Here is a 14289-nt window from a genome sequence, read left to right as displayed (position 1 = left end):
CCATGGCTCTGTATCTGGGAGTGATGTCCGGCACCAGCCTCGATGGCCTGGACATCGCCTTGATCAGACAGGAGCAGCGTCTCACGCTGCTCGCCACCCATTACATTCCGATGCCCCAGGCGCTGCGCGACGACTTGCTCGCGCTGTGCGCCAGCGGCCCCGACGAAATTGCCCGCGCCGCCCTGGCCGAGGCTGCCTGGGTGAGACTGGCCGCCGAGGGCATTCAGCAATTGCTGGCCGAACAGCACCTGCAGCCTGCAGATATCCGCGCTATTGGCAGCCACGGACAGACCATTCGCCACGAGCCAGCCCAGGGCTTCACCGTGCAGATCGGCAACCCGGCGCTGCTGGCAGAGCTGACCGGGATTACAGTGGTCAGCGATTTTCGCCGCCGCGACGTGGCTGCCGGCGGCCAGGGGGCCCCCTTGGTGCCGGCCTTTCACGAAGCGCTGTTCGACAATCAGGGCGAGCGCCTGGCAGTACTCAACGTCGGCGGCTTTAGCAACCTGAGCCTGATCGAGACCGGCAAGCCGGTCAGCGGCTTCGACTGTGGCCCGGGCAACGTACTGCTGGATGCCTGGATCAACGAGAAACAAGGTCACGGCTATGATGCCGACGGCGCCTGGGCGGCCACAGGCCACGTCATCCCCGGGCTGCTCGCCAGCCTGCTCAGCGATCCGTTCTTTGCCGGCACCGGCCCCAAGAGTACCGGCCGCGAGGTGTTCAACCTGACATGGCTGCGCAAGCACCTGGCCGGCCAGCCTCCCGGCAGCGATGCCGACGTGCAGGCCACCCTGCTCGAACTTACCGCCCATAGCATCGTCAGCTCGCTGCAGGCGGCGCAGACAGCCACCCAGGCGCTGCTGGTCTGTGGCGGCGGCGCCCACAACGGCACACTGATGAAGCGTCTGGCCTGCCTGCTGCCCAACGCCCGGGTCAGCAGCACTGCCATCAACGGCGTCGATCCAGACTGGGTGGAAGCCATGGCCTTCGCCTGGCTGGCACACTGCTGCCTGGAGGGCATCGCCGCCAACCGCCCCAGTGTTACTGGCGCCAAGGGCCTGCGCGTTCTGGGCGCGATCTACCCCGCCTGAACGCACACAGCAAAACGCCGCGCAGAGGCGCGGCGTCAGCAGTATTGCCTGTAACTCAGATCGAGAACGAAGAGCCGCAACCGCAGGTGGTGGTGGCGTTCGGGTTCTTGATGACGAAACGCGAACCTTCCAGACCTTCCTGGTAGTCCACTTCCGCGCCCGCCAGGTACTGGAAGCTCATCGGGTCGACCACCAGGGCAACACCCTCGCGCTCGACGATGGTGTCGTCTTCAGCCACATCTTCGTCGAAGGTGAAGCCGTACTGGAAGCCCGAGCAACCGCCACCGGTCACGAACACGCGCAATTTGAGGCGATCATTGCCCTCTTCATCGACCAGGGTCTTCACCTTGTGCGCGGCACCCTGCGTGAATTGCAAAATCGTGGGGGTGAAGGATTCGACGCTCATGCTGACTTTCTCCCGGCGCTGTTGCCGCCTTAATGCGTGATGACGCGCATTATCCGCTTCTCCGAGAAAATCGGTCAACAATAGAAGCAGCGGCAGGCCGCAAGCGACAAGCGGCAAATGCCGCCCTATGCCCGCTTGCAGCCTGCCGGTTGCGCCTTAAGGCAGCAGCCCGGCGTGGGACAGGCCCATACGCTCGTCCAGACCGAACAGAATGTTCAGGTTCTGTACCGCCTGGCCCGATGCCCCCTTCACGAGGTTGTCGATTACCGACAACACCACCACCAGATCACCCCCTTGCGGGCGATGCACGGCAATGCGGCATACGTTGGCCCCGCGCACGCTGCGGGTTTCCGGGTGGCTGCCGGCTGGCATCACGTCGACGAACGGCTCATTGGCGTAGCGTTTTTCGAACAGCGCCTGCAGGTCGACCGAGGTGTCGGCGACGGTGGCATACAACGTCGAATGAATACCGCGGATCATCGGCGTCAGGTGAGGCACGAACGTCAGGCCGACATCACCACCGGCTGCCCGGCGCAGGCCCTGACGGATCTCGGGCAGATGGCGGTGGCCTTTCACCGCGTAGGCCTTCATGCTTTCACCGGCTTCACAGAACAGCGAGCCAACGCTGGCACCGCGGCCTGCACCACTGACCCCAGACTTGCAGTCGGCAATCAGGCGCGAGGCATCAGCAATGCCCGCTTCCAGCAACGGCAGGAACCCCAGCTGGGTCGCGGTGGGGTAGCAACCCGGCACGGCGATCAGGCGGGCGCTGCGGATCTGCTCGCGGTTCACTTCCGGCAGGCCATACACCGCATCCTTGAGCAGCTCTGGCGCGCCGTGGGGCTGGCCGTACCACTGCGCCCACTCATCGGCGTCCTGCAGTCGGAAGTCGGCCGACAGGTCGATGACCTTGGTGCCGGCTGCCAGCAACTCGCCGGCCAGTGCATGGGCCACGCCGTGCGGGGTGGCGAAGAACACCACGTCACAGGCCGCCAGGGTCTTGGTGTCCGGCACGCTGAAAGCCAGGTTGTCGTAGTGGCCACGCAGGTTCGGGTACATCTCGGCCACCGGCAGGCCCGCTTCGGAACGCGAGGTGATGACTGCCACTTCAGCCTGTGGATGCTGTGCCAACAGACGCAGCAGCTCGACACCGGTGTAACCCGTGCCGCCGACGATACCGACCTTGACCATATACCTGCCCCTTTCAACGAACCGACTGGAAAACCACGGATAATATGGGCCCACAGCCTTGGTAACAACCGTTCGGGTGACGCCTGCACACACAAGCCACTACTATCTGACGACCGTGAACCTGAAGGACTACCTAAAAATGCTGTTTCTCTGGATCAAAGCCCTGCACATCGTCAGTGTCGTCTGCTGGTTTGCCGGCCTGTTCTACCTCCCTCGCCTGTTCGTCTATCACGCCCAGAGCCAGGACACCATCAGCCAGGAACGCTTCGTCACCATGGAGCGCAAGCTGTACCGCGGCATCATGGGCCCGGCAATGATCGCGACTTTCGTGTTCGGCATCTGGCTGCTCAGCCTCAACCCCGACTTCCTCAAGCAGGGCTGGATGCACGCCAAGCTGACCCTGATCATTCTGCTGACCGGCTACCATCACATGTGCGGCGCCAACGTGAAGCGCTTCGCGCGCGGCGAAAACACCCGCAGCCATGTGTACTTCCGCTGGTTCAATGAAGTGCCTGTGGTCATCCTGTTGCTCATCGTCATCCTGGTCGTGGTCAAACCGTTCTGATCCTCCACTCCGAGAGCCCGCCATGTCATTGCCCGCCCTGCTTGAACAACGCCTGCGCCTGCCCGTGGTGGTAGCGCCGATGTTCCTGATTTCCAATCCACAGCTGGTCCTGGCCTGCTGCAGCAATGGCGTGGTGGGCAGCTTCCCGGCGCTCAACCAGCGTGACAGTGCCGGCTTCAGGGCCTGGCTGGAGCAGATAGAGGCGGGCCTGGCCGGGCTCGACAACCCCGCGCCCTATGCGGTGAACCTCATCGTGCACCCCAGCAACCCGCGCCTGCAGGCCGATCTTGCGATCTGCATCGAGCACCGCGTGCCCATCGTCATCACCAGCCTGGGTGCGGTAAAGGAAGTGGTCGATGCCGTCCACGGCTATGGCGGCCTGGTGTTCCATGACGTGACCACCCGGCGCCATGCCGAGAAAGCCGCCGAGGCCGGCGTGGACGGCCTGATCGCCGTGGCGGCGGGAGCCGGTGGTCACGCCGGTACGTGGAGTCCTTTTGCCCTGATTGCCGAAATTCGCCAGTTCTTCGACAAGACGCTGCTGCTGGCAGGCTGCCTGAACAGCGGTCACGAAGTTCTGGCCGCGCAACTGCTGGGCGCGGATCTCGCGTACATGGGCACCCACTTCATTGGCAGTACCGAAAGCCAGGCGCCTGACGCCTACAAACAAATGCTGCTGGATGCCAAGGCAGCCGATATCATCCACACCGCCGCAGTGTCCGGGGTGCCGGCCAGCTTCATGCGCCAGAGCCTGGAAAACGCCGGGTTCGACCTCAACGCTCTGGGCAAGTCGGGCGAAAGCCGGCTCAAGCCACTGGATGACGAGGCCAAGGCCTGGAAGACCGTATGGTCCGCCGGCCAGGGCGTCGGCGCCATCGACAGCCTGGGCACGGTTGATCAACTGATCGCTCGACTCGACCACGAATACCGCCAGGCCCAGGCCGCGGCGATCCAGCTGGGCCACCACCGGCCTGGCTGAACCACTCTCAACGGCAAAGGAAGCCCGATGCGCGACACCTACATCAACCCCCTTCAACTGAACAACGAAAAGCTCAGGGTCATGAGCGTGCGCGGCCGCATTGGCAGGGTGCGGCTACTGGCCTGGAGCCTGGTGCTGATTGGCGCAGTGTTCGGGACGGTGCTGCTGGTCGCACTGATGTCCTCGCTCTCCAAAGACCTGGCCGCCGCCATCGTGCCGATGTTGCTGGCCGCCAAGATCTTCAGCCTGGTGTTCATCGCCCGGCGCCTGAACGACCTGGGCTTCAATGGCTGGTACAGCCTGTTGACCCTGATCCCCTACTACATCGGCAACCTGGTTTTCCTGGCCCTGCTGTTGATTCCCGGCAACCCAGCCAGCAATCGTTACGGGCCGCCACCGCCCCCCAACACCAAGGCGGTTATCGTGGTGGCCTCGCTGTGGATACCGTTCATGGCGTGGGGTATCTACATGACTGCCCTCAACGGCTGACCGCAGCCTTTACCTGCTCCAGTCTGTAAACTAGGCGCCAGCCGCACCGCCCCCTGCCGATTGGAGAACTGCATGACCCGTTACGCCATGATCACCGGCGCCTCCAGTGGCCTGGGCCTGGCATTGGCCGAGGCCCTCGCGCGCCGGGGGCGCAACCTGATACTGGTGGCCCGGCAGCGCGATCTGCTGGAAAGCATCGCCCTGGAACTGACCCAGCGCTTCGGCGTGGAAGTGCTGCTGCGCGCCTGCGACCTGGGCGAGCCATTGCGCCTGTCCGGCTTTCTGCTGGAGCTCGAGGAAGGTGACAGACAGATCGACCTGCTGGTCAACTGCGCCGGCATCCGCACCTACGGGCACTTCCTGGCCCAGGAATGGGGCGACGAGCAGGACATCATCGAGGTCAACATCCTCGCCCTCACCCGCCTGTGCCATGCGCTGGGCAACGCGATGGCGGTGCAGGGTGGCGGGCAGATCCTCAACGTCGCGTCGCTGGCCGCCTTCGCTCCCGGCCCCTGGATGACCACCTATGCGGCGAGCAAGGCTTATGTGCTGCATTTTTCCGAAGGCCTGCGCGAGGAACTCAAGCAGACCGGTATCAAGGTTTCGGTGTTATGCCCCGGCCCGGTTCGATCGCCGCTGCGGCGCATCCCCCGGCTGGACAACGGCAACCGCTGCATGAGCCCCGAGGAAGTGGCCCTGTACACCGTGCGCGCACTGGAAAAGAACCGCGCACTGATCATCCCCGGTCGGCGCAACCGCTGGCTGGCCGCCAGCCCGCGTTGGCTGTCGCGCTGGCTTGCGCGCAAGCTGGCCGGCGCAATCAACCGGGCCTACTGCCCACGCTGAAGCGAATCGGCACTGGGCGAGCAAGCGGCGCCTGAGTACACTCAAGCCCGAACCCCACCATGGAGCAAGCGTTGTGGAAACTCTGTTCACCAAGATCATCAACCGGGAGATTCCGGCCAGGATCATCTACGAGGACGACCAGGTTCTGGCCTTCCACGATATCGCCCCCCAGGCGCCGGTGCACTTTCTGGTCATCCCGAAAAAGCCGATCCGCACCCTCAACGACCTCACCGAAGAAGACAAGGGTCTGGCCGGTCATATCCTGTTCACCGCCCAGCGACTGGCCAAGGAACTGGGTTGCGAGGACGGTTTCCGCGTGGTGATGAACTGCAACGAGCAGGGTGGACAGACCGTCTACCACATCCACATGCACGTGCTCGGCCAGCGCCAGATGACCTGGCCGCCGGGCTGATCCAACGCAAGCCCTGTCATCTGGATTGGGTTAAACTGTCGGGCACATTCTTGCGGAGGTGCCCGATGGCTACCGAACGTCACTATTCGCCGCTCGACCGCTTGTTGCTGCAGGCCGATACCGCCATGCGCACCTTGCTCCCCTTCAGCGGCCAACCGTCCCGCCCGTCGCCTGCGATCATCCAGCCAGACGCCGACCTGAGCGACGACCAGACCCGCCACGTCGCCGGCCTGATGCGCATCAACCACACCGGTGAAGTCTGTGCCCAGGCGCTGTACCAGGGCCAGGCCCTGACTGCCAAGCTGCCGCAGGTACGCAAGGCGATGGAACATGCCGCCGAGGAAGAAATCGACCACCTGGCCTGGTGCGAGCAACGCATCCGCCAACTGGGCAGCCACCCGAGCGTTCTCAACCCGCTGTTCTATGGCATGTCGTTCGGCATCGGCGCTGTCGCCGGCCTGATCAGCGACAAGGTCAGCCTCGGTTTCGTCGCGGCCACCGAGCACCAGGTGTGCAAGCACCTGGACGAGCACCTGGAACAGATCCCGGCCGAGGACGAAAAGTCCCGCGCAATCCTCGAACAGATGCGCGTCGATGAAGAGCAGCACGCCGAGTCGGCACTGGATGCCGGCGGCTTTCGCTTCCCCGCACCGGTCAAGTTCGGCATGAGCCTGATGGCCAAGGTCATGACCAAGAGCACCTATCGAATCTGATGGAACACTTCGATGCCAGGGACCTGGCCCGCGCCGTCGATGCCGGCGTACTGAACCCGGGCCAGGACAAGGCCCTGCTTGAATTCCTCAAGCGCCAGCCCGCACAACGGCCCAGTTTCCAGCTGGCCCATGTCGCGTTCTACTTCGGCGCCCTGCTGATCATGGGGGCCATGGGCTGGCTGCTGAGCGAGGCCTGGATGCGCATCGGCGACAGCGCACTGTTGCTGATCGCGTTGGCCTACATGGCCGTGTTGACTGGCGGTGGCCTGGCACTTCAGCGCCGCGGCCAGCGTATTCCTGCCGGTCTGCTGGCAGCGGTGGCGGTCAGCATTGTACCGCTGGCGGTGTTCGCCCTCGAGCGCCTTACCGGCTTCTGGCCCCTGGACGATACCCAGACTCACTACCACAGCTACTACACCTACGTGCAGGGCGGCTGGCTGCTGATGGAAGCGGCCACCGTGATCGCCGGCCTGCTGATGCTGCGCCTGATCCCCTTCCCGTTCATCGTGATGCCCATCGCCGTGGCGCTGTGGTTCATGTCGATGGACCTGACCGAGTGGATCTACGGCGAGCCGTTCAACTGGGCGCAACGCCAGAAGGTTTCGCTTTGGTTCGGCCTCGGTCTGTTGCTGGTGTTCCTCGGCATCGATGGCCGAACCCGCGAGGACTATGCGTTCTGGGGTTATCTGGCCGGGCTGCTGGCCTTCTGGGGCGGGCTGACCTCGATGGACAGTGACAGCGAGTTCGGCAAGGCGCTGTACTGCCTGATCAACCTGGGGCTGATGGCGGTCGCCGTGCTGCTGCGCCGGCCATTGTTCATGGTGTTCGGGGCCATGGGCGTTTCGGCCTACCTTGGCTACCTGTCGTATGACGTATTCGCCGACTCGCTGCTGTTCCCGGTAGTGCTGAGCATGATCGGCCTGGGGGTCATCGGCCTTGGCCTGCTCTACCAGAAGCATCGCGAACGCCTGAGTACAAACCTTCGCGCACTGCTGCCGAACGGCCTGCTCGACCTGTTGCCGGGGCTTCGTCGATGAGGGTGCGCCTGCTGCTGATTCGAGCGCTGCAAAGCATGGGGTTGGTGCTGGTGGGCTACCTGTTCATCTTGGCGATGACCGCAAGCCTGCGCGAAACGCCCTTCAGCATGTCGCTGCCCTATCTGGGCGATTCCGACAACAGCGCGCTGGATCTGGCGCTGTTCTGTGTACCCGGAATGCTGCTGTTCGTGTTGCTGGGCAGCATCATCCGCCGGCGCCGCGTATTGGGCGGCGTGTTTGCTGCCATTGCGGCCGTCAGTGCCTGGCTGCTGTGCGAGCTGTTCTCCACCGCGTTCGGCAATACCTGGAGCACAAGCGAAGTACTCGGGCTGCTGGTGCTGAACCTGCACTGGTGGTTGCTGGCGCTGGTACCGGGGCTGATGCTGCTGTTTGCGCTGGAGCGCTTCGCCAGCAAGGCTGGCTCCTACAAGGGAAGCGGCATCCGCCTGTAGCAGCCCGCGTTACCGGCGAATGGCCACGCGACGATCAACCCAGCTCGACAATCTCGTAGGCGTGGGTGATCTCGACCCCGGCGCGCCCCAGCATGATCGATGCCGAGCAGTACTTCTCGGCCGACAACTCCACCGCGCGCTTGACCTGGGCCTCCTTCAGGCCGCGGCCCTTGACCACAAAGCGCAGATGAATCTTTGTGAACACCTTAGGGTCCTCGTCGGCCCGCTCGGCCTCGAGAAACGCCTCGCAGCTCTCTACCGCCTGGCGCGATTTCTTCAGAATGCTCACCACGTCGAAATTGCTGCAGCCACCCAGGCCCAGCAGGAGCATCTCCATCGGCCGCACGCCCAGGTTGCGCCCACCACTCTCGGGTGGACCATCCATGACCACTACATGGCCACTGCCCGATTCGCCAAGAAACATGGCTTCGCCTGCCCACTGGATACGCGCCTTCATCACCCGGATTCCCTTGCTTTGAAAAAGGCTGTCAGCTTAGACCTTGCGCGCACGTGCGAAAAGGCTAAGCGTTCGAGTAAATATGCCGATACACCTACAGGCGTCTGATAAGCTGGCGCCAAACTGCTGGCACCTGCGCCCAGCGGTCGACAAGAATGCCCACGCGTCGCGTCTTTCCAGGATTCAGCCATGGTTGCAACAACCCTTCCAGCCAAGATCAAGAACATCGACAAGTTGCTCGCCCACTGCCAGCGTCGCCGCTTTGCAGCCAAGAACAACATCATCTGCGCTGGTGATCGGGCCGATACCCTGTCGTTCATCGTCAAGGGCTCGGTGACCATCCTGATCGAGGACGAGGAAGGCCGCGAGATGATCATCGCCTACCTCAACAGTGGCGATTTTTTCGGTGAGCTGGGCCTGTTCGAACCCATCGGCAAGGAACACCAGCGCAGCGCCTGGGTACGCGCCAAGACCGAATGCGAAGTGGCTGAAATCAGCTACGAGAAATTCCGTGAACTGGCCCGCCAGGACCAGGACATCCTTTACGCCCTGGGCAGCCAGATGGCCCAGCGCCTGCGCAACACCACGCAGAAGGTCGGCGACCTGGCGTTTTTCGACGTGACCGGTCGGGTGGCCCGCTGCCTGCTGGAGCTGTGCAAGCAGCCCGATGCCATGACCCACCCCGACGGCATGCAGATCAAGATCACCCGCCAGGAAATCGGCCGCATCGTCGGTTGCTCGCGAGAGATGGTCGGCCGCGTGCTAAAGGACCTCGAAGAACGTAACCTGGTGCATGTCAAAGGCAAGACCATGGTGGTCTTCGGCACCCGTTAATCGCGCTCGATCGCCGCGATCACCTGCGAGTAGGCCTGCTCCAGGCGCGCCAGCAGCGGTGCCTGGGGCACCACTTCATGCAGGGCGATATGGCTGTCGGCGCGGCAGCGCTGCTCAAGCTCGCAGCATTCATTGAAGCGATTGACTGCCGCCACCATCGACTCGCGCTCGTTGTCCAGCAGCAAGGCGCCATGCACCAGCACCACCGGGCGCTTGCCGCCCAGGCCCTGACGCCAACGCTGCGCCGTGCCGACCAGCTTGCGACCATTGAGGTTGACGTTGTAGCGCCCATCGCAGAACGCCCCCTCGATCTCCCCCACCGACGCCAGCCCGCCCCATTCGCGCAGCACCTCGCAAAGCGGCAGGCACAGCCGCTCGTAGGCCTTCTCGATACGACCGTGATCACCCTCGCTGCGCGGCGCCACATACACCAACGCGATATTGATTGTCGCAGCCGACTGCGGCACTGGCTCACCGCCGGTCTCGCGCAGCAGCACCGGCCAGCCGGCAACGGCCAATTCGGTGCAGGCGGCCTCGAAACCTTCCAGCCGGCTCATGCGCCGCGGCATCACCAGCGCGCGGTCCGTCGGCTGCCAGAACAGCAGGCCATGTTGCTTTTCGCCCTTGCACACAGCCGCCAGCAGGTCCTGCTCGGCCTGCAGGCCCGCCTCCACCGTCACCGCAACAGCTTGTTCAGTCATCACACCCACCTTGTCGATACAAAAAAGCCGGCAACGCCGGCTTCAGTGTGGATCAGTCCAGGCCTTGCGCCGGGTTGTGCACCACGCGCTCGGGGAAGAACAGGCGCTGCAGTTCCAGCCCCGGGTGCTCGGCACGCATGAACGCTTCGCCCACCAGGAACGAGTAGACCTCGTTGATCTCCATCAGCTCGACGTCTGCCCGATTGAAAATGCCACTTTCGGTGATTGCCAGGCGATCACGCGGGATGCGCGGCAGCAGGTCGAGGGTGGTTTCCAGGCTCACCTCGAAGGTGTGCAGGTTGCGGTTGTTCACGCCCACCAGCGGTGTATCCAGGGTTTTCAGCGCACGCTCCAGCTCGTCGCCGTCGTGCACTTCGACCAATACATCCAGCCCTACGCTCTTCGCCGTGGCCGCCAGCTCGGCCATCTTCACGTCATCCAGCGCCGAGACGATCAGCAGCACGCAATCGGCACCCAGCGCACGGGCCTCGACGATCTGATAAGGATCGATCATGAAGTCCTTGCGGATCACCGGCAACGTGCACGCGGCGCGCGCCTGCTGCAGGTATGCATCGGCGCCCTGGAAGTAATCGATATCGGTAAGCACCGACAGGCAGGTGGCCCCGCCCTTTTCATAACTGACGGCAATGTCGGCCGGCACGAAGTCTTCGCGAATCACGCCCTTGCTCGGCGATGCCTTCTTGATCTCGGCGATCACTGCCGGCTGCTTGCGCTTTGCCTGCTCGATCAGCGCATTGGCGAACCCGCGCGGCGCATCGGCGACGGCCGCCAGGCGCTCGAGTTCAGCCAGGCTGACGCGGGCACTGCGCTCGGCCACTTCCTGAACCTTGCGCGCCAGGATGTTTTCCAGAACCGTCGGTACGCTCACTCTTCATTCTCCTGCTTGAATACCGCGGTAAAGGCGCCCAGCTCTTCGAGCTTTTCTCGCGCCAGCCCGGTGTGCAGTGCATCATGGGCCAGCTCGACGCCTTGCTTGAGGCTCATGGCATGGTCGGCGGCATACAGCGCAGCGCCGGCATTGAGCACGATCATTTCTGCCGCCTTCTGACCGTTTTCGGTCTTGCGGCGCCCCAGGGCATCGCGAATCAACTCCAGCGACGCGGCCGGGCTGTCTACCGCCAGGCCGTGCAGGCTCTGGCTCTTCATGCCCAAGTCTTCGGGCTCTACCCAGTACTCGGTGATTTCGCCGTTCTTCAGTTCCGCAACGAAGGTCGGCGCGGCCAGGCTGAATTCGTCAAGGCCGTCCTTGGAGTGCACCACCAGCACATGCTTGCTGCCCAGGCGTTGCAGCACCTCGGCCAGCGGCCGGCACAATGCCTGGGTGAACACGCCGACCACCTGGTGCCTGACCCCGGCCGGATTCGTAAGCGGGCCGAGCATGTTGAACAGCGTGCGCAGCCCCAGGTCACGACGCGGGGCGGCGGCATATTTCATCGCCTTGTGGTGGGTCTGGGCGAACATGAAGCCGATACCGACGCTGTCGATGCAACGCGCGACCTGCACTGGCGTCAGGTTCAGGTAGATACCGGCGGCCTCGAGCAGGTCGGCGCTGCCGCTCTTGCCCGATACCGCACGGTTGCCGTGCTTGGCCACGGTGCAGCCGGCAGCGGCCACGACAAATGCCGAGGCGGTGGAAACGTTGAAGATATTGGCGCCGTCGCCACCGGTACCGACCACATCGACCACCTGGTCCAGGGTCTGCAGTTGTACCTGGTCGGCCAGCTCGCGCATCACCGATACCGCACCGACGATCTCGTCGATGCTTTCGCTCTTCATGCGCATGCCCATCATGAAAGCGCCGATCTGCGCCTCGCTGCACTGGCCGGTCATGATTTCGCGCATCACATCGCGCATTTCCTCGGTGCTCAGGTCCAGGTGACCAACGATGCGGCCCAGCGCGCTCTTGATATCCATGGTGTCAAATCCTTAGCGGCGGCCGCCGGTCTGCTTGAGGAAGTTGGCGAACAGCTCGTGGCCCTGCTCGGTAAGAATCGACTCGGGGTGGAACTGCACCCCTTCGATGTTCAGTGTCTTGTGACGCAGGCCCATGATCTCGTCGACCGAGCCGTCGTCCAGGGTGGTCCAGGCAGTCACTTCCAGGCACTCGGGCAGCGTTTCGCGCTTGACCACCAGGGAATGGTAGCGGGTCACCGTCAACGGGTTGTTCAAGCCTGCGAACACACCCTGGTCGATGTGCGACACGGGGCTGGTCTTGCCGTGCATCACCTGGCGCGCCCGTACCACATCACCGCCAAAAGCCTGGCCGATGGACTGGTGGCCCAGGCACACGCCCAGGATCGGCAGCTTGCCGGCAAAGTGCAGGATGGCTTGGAGCGATACACCGGCCTCGGTCGGGGTGCACGGGCCAGGGGAGACCACAATGCGCTCGGGCTGCAGTGCCTCGATCTGGGCGATGGTCAGTTCGTCATTGCGAATGACCTTGACCTCTGCACCCAGCTCGCCGAAGTACTGCACGACGTTGTAGGTGAAGGAGTCGTAGTTGTCGATCATCAGTAACATCTGGGTCAACCTCTTGAGTCTGGCGACTCTGAATTCTGTGTTGCGCCGCAGCGGCGCCCTTCTCAGCTGAGCGGTGTCTGTTCAGCCAAGGCTACCGCGCGGAACATCGCCCGACGCTTGTTGATGGTTTCTTCCCACTCCAGCGCCGGCACCGAGTCGGCGACGATGCCGCCACCAGCCTGCACATGCAGCTCACCGTCCTTGATCACGGCGGTGCGGATGGCAATGGCGGTATCCATGTTGCCGTTCCAGGCCAGGTAGCCGACGGCGCCGCCGTACACGCCACGCTTGACCGGCTCCAGCTCGTCGATGATTTCCATGGCGCGGATCTTCGGCGCCCCCGACAGGGTGCCGGCGGGCAGAATGGCACGCAGCGCGTCCATCGCGCTCAGGCCCTGCTTGAGCTGGCCGGTGACGTTGGACACGATGTGCATCACGTTGGAGTAACGCTCGATCACCATCTTCTCGGTGACCTTGACCGAGCCGGTTTCGGAAACGCGACCGGTGTCGTTGCGGCCCAGGTCGATCAGCATCAGGTGCTCGGCGATCTCCTTGGCGTCCGACAGCAGGTCCTGCTCCAGCGCTCGGTCGGCCTCCTCGTTGGCACCACGCGGCCGGGTGCCGGCGATCGGGCGCACGGTGACCAGGTTGTCTTCGACCCGCACCAGCACTTCCGGCGAGCTGCCCACCACATGGAAGTCGCCGAAGTTGAAGAAGTACATGTACGGCGTGGGGTTGAAGCAGCGCAACGCGCGGTACAGGTCGATGGGCGCGGCCTTGAAGTCGATGGACATGCGCTGCGAGGGCACCACCTGCATGCAGTCGCCGGCCAGGATGTACTCCTTGACGGTATCGACGGCGCGTTCGTAGTCGGCCTGGGTGAAGCTTGAGCGAAACTCCGGCTCAGCAGCCAGAGGGCCGCCCAGGGCCAGGCCGCGACGCGGGGCGATCGGCTGGCGCAGTTGTTCGAGCAGTTCTTCAAGACGCGCCAGGCCATTCTCGTAGGCGTTGTCCTGGGCGGGGTCGGCCAGCACGATGGCGTGCATCTTGCCGGCCAGGTTGTCGAACACCACCACGGCGTCCGACACCATCAGCAGGATGTCCGGCACGCCCAGCGGATCGGGATTAGGGCACTTGCCCAGGCGCTTCTCTACATAGCGCACGCAGTCGTAGCCGAAATACCCCACCAGGCCACCGTTGAAGCGCGGCAGGCCGTCGATGGTCGGTACGTTGTAGCGTTCCTTGAACGCCTCGACGAAGGCCAGCGGGTCTTCGACTTCATGCTGCTCGATCTCGACACCGTCATGGGTGATGCGCACCTGATGGTCATGCACGCGCAACACGGTGCGACATGGCAGGCCGATGATCGAATAACGCCCCCACTTCTCGCCGCCCTGCACCGATTCGAGCAGGTAGGAGTTGGGCTGGTCGGCCAGTTTCAGGTAGATCGACAGCGGCGTGTCGAAGTCGGCCAGGGTTTCGCAGGCCAGGGGAATGCGGTTGTAGCCGGCAGCGGCCAGGCGCAGGAATTCTTCGCGGGTCATGATAGCCTCGTGGCAATGGGGCAATAGG

At 63.7% G+C, this 14289-nt stretch carries 18 protein-coding genes; 10 read left to right on the top strand and 8 right to left on the bottom strand.

Annotated elements, in window-relative coordinates; all coding sequences use genetic code 11:
- The first annotated feature begins 2 nt into the window (after nt 1–2).
- On the top strand, nt 3–1094 hold the full coding sequence (locus V9K84_RS24385; RefSeq protein WP_043859835.1) for an anhydro-N-acetylmuramic acid kinase: 1092 nt from the start codon (nt 3–5) through the stop codon (nt 1092–1094).
- Between the two features lie 55 nt (nt 1095–1149).
- On the opposite strand, the gene erpA is transcribed toward V9K84_RS24385, so the two are convergent.
- Together erpA and argC are read right to left on the bottom strand one after the other, a co-directional pair.
- On the bottom strand, nt 1150–1500 hold the full coding sequence (gene erpA / locus V9K84_RS24380) for an iron-sulfur cluster insertion protein ErpA (RefSeq protein ID WP_043859834.1): 351 nt from the start codon (nt 1498–1500) through the stop codon (nt 1150–1152).
- Between the two features lie 156 nt (nt 1501–1656).
- A complete protein-coding gene (gene argC, locus V9K84_RS24375) occupies nt 1657–2691 on the bottom strand; it encodes an N-acetyl-gamma-glutamyl-phosphate reductase (RefSeq protein ID WP_043859833.1) in 1035 nt (344 codons plus the stop codon).
- Nucleotides 2692–2830: 139 nt separating this feature from the next.
- Here argC and hemJ point away from each other — a divergent pair, with 139 nt between their 5' ends.
- From hemJ to V9K84_RS24335, 8 genes are all read left to right on the top strand, one after another.
- The gene (gene hemJ / locus V9K84_RS24370; protein WP_043859832.1) at nt 2831–3256 is read left to right on the top strand and encodes a protoporphyrinogen oxidase HemJ; all 426 of its coding nucleotides are present in this window, start codon (nt 2831–2833) and stop codon (nt 3254–3256) included.
- A 22-nt stretch (nt 3257–3278) separates the two neighbouring features.
- Nucleotides 3279–4235: a nitronate monooxygenase family protein gene (locus V9K84_RS24365; RefSeq protein WP_088514309.1), complete on the top strand. Its 957-nt coding sequence runs from the start codon at nt 3279–3281 to the stop codon at nt 4233–4235.
- 27 nt (nt 4236–4262) lie between these two features.
- A complete protein-coding gene (locus V9K84_RS24360) occupies nt 4263–4724 on the top strand; it encodes a DUF805 domain-containing protein (RefSeq protein WP_058541845.1) in 462 nt (153 codons plus the stop codon).
- Nucleotides 4725–4796: 72 nt separating this feature from the next.
- The gene (locus V9K84_RS24355; RefSeq protein ID WP_043859830.1) at nt 4797–5570 is read left to right on the top strand and encodes an SDR family oxidoreductase; all 774 of its coding nucleotides are present in this window, start codon (nt 4797–4799) and stop codon (nt 5568–5570) included.
- A gap of 73 nt (nt 5571–5643) precedes the next feature.
- Complete coding sequence (locus tag V9K84_RS24350; protein ID WP_043859829.1) at nt 5644–5982, top strand: histidine triad nucleotide-binding protein; 339 nt, start codon at nt 5644–5646, stop codon at nt 5980–5982.
- Between the two features lie 65 nt (nt 5983–6047).
- Nucleotides 6048–6695: a 2-polyprenyl-3-methyl-6-methoxy-1,4-benzoquinone monooxygenase gene (gene coq7, locus V9K84_RS24345; protein ID WP_054915949.1), complete on the top strand. Its 648-nt coding sequence runs from the start codon at nt 6048–6050 to the stop codon at nt 6693–6695.
- On the top strand, nt 6692–7732 hold the full coding sequence (locus tag V9K84_RS24340) for a DUF2157 domain-containing protein (protein WP_078480909.1): 1041 nt from the start codon (nt 6692–6694) through the stop codon (nt 7730–7732). The genes coq7 and V9K84_RS24340 overlap by 4 nt, the downstream gene beginning before the upstream one ends.
- On the top strand, nt 7729–8184 hold the full coding sequence (locus V9K84_RS24335; protein ID WP_088514308.1) for a hypothetical protein: 456 nt from the start codon (nt 7729–7731) through the stop codon (nt 8182–8184). The genes V9K84_RS24340 and V9K84_RS24335 overlap by 4 nt, the downstream gene beginning before the upstream one ends.
- A gap of 34 nt (nt 8185–8218) precedes the next feature.
- Here V9K84_RS24335 and V9K84_RS24330 read toward each other — a convergent pair whose 3' ends face one another.
- Nucleotides 8219–8641 (bottom strand): OsmC family protein, encoded by a 423-nt coding sequence (locus tag V9K84_RS24330; protein ID WP_043859826.1) that lies wholly within the window; start codon nt 8639–8641, stop codon nt 8219–8221.
- A 189-nt stretch (nt 8642–8830) separates the two neighbouring features.
- Here V9K84_RS24330 and crp point away from each other — a divergent pair, with 189 nt between their 5' ends.
- On the top strand, nt 8831–9475 hold the full coding sequence (gene crp / locus V9K84_RS24325) for a cAMP-activated global transcriptional regulator CRP (RefSeq protein ID WP_043859825.1): 645 nt from the start codon (nt 8831–8833) through the stop codon (nt 9473–9475).
- Here crp and V9K84_RS24320 read toward each other — a convergent pair.
- The 5 genes from V9K84_RS24320 to trpE all read right to left on the bottom strand — a co-directional run bounded on the left by V9K84_RS24320 (nt 9472) and on the right by trpE (nt 14261).
- Nucleotides 9472–10176: a lipoate--protein ligase family protein gene (locus V9K84_RS24320; protein WP_058541841.1), complete on the bottom strand. Its 705-nt coding sequence runs from the start codon at nt 10174–10176 to the stop codon at nt 9472–9474. The two genes, crp and V9K84_RS24320, sit on opposite strands and share 4 nt — an antisense overlap.
- Nucleotides 10177–10228: 52 nt before the next feature.
- Entirely contained in the window at nt 10229–11065 is an 837-nt protein-coding gene (gene trpC, locus V9K84_RS24315; RefSeq protein ID WP_054915953.1) for an indole-3-glycerol phosphate synthase TrpC, read from the bottom strand.
- Nucleotides 11062–12111 carry an anthranilate phosphoribosyltransferase gene (gene trpD, locus V9K84_RS24310; RefSeq protein ID WP_043863772.1) on the bottom strand — a complete coding sequence of 350 codons (1050 nt, stop codon included), beginning with the start codon at nt 12109–12111 and terminating at the stop codon, nt 11062–11064. The genes trpC and trpD overlap by 4 nt, the downstream gene beginning before the upstream one ends.
- Nucleotides 12112–12123: 12 nt before the next feature.
- Nucleotides 12124–12717, bottom strand: a complete 594-nt coding sequence (locus V9K84_RS24305) for an aminodeoxychorismate/anthranilate synthase component II (RefSeq protein WP_043863771.1) — start codon at nt 12715–12717, stop codon at nt 12124–12126.
- Nucleotides 12718–12779: 62 nt separating this feature from the next.
- Nucleotides 12780–14261 (bottom strand): anthranilate synthase component I, encoded by a 1482-nt coding sequence (gene trpE / locus V9K84_RS24300; protein WP_078480903.1) that lies wholly within the window; start codon nt 14259–14261, stop codon nt 12780–12782.
- Between the last annotated feature and the right edge of the window lie 28 nt (nt 14262–14289).

The sequence above is a fragment of the Pseudomonas sp. AE27 genome, from assembly GCF_037113495.1.
Classification (GTDB): Bacteria; Pseudomonadota; Gammaproteobacteria; order Pseudomonadales; family Pseudomonadaceae; genus Aquipseudomonas; species Aquipseudomonas palmensis.
This window is presented reverse-complemented; position numbering and strand designations above follow the sequence as displayed.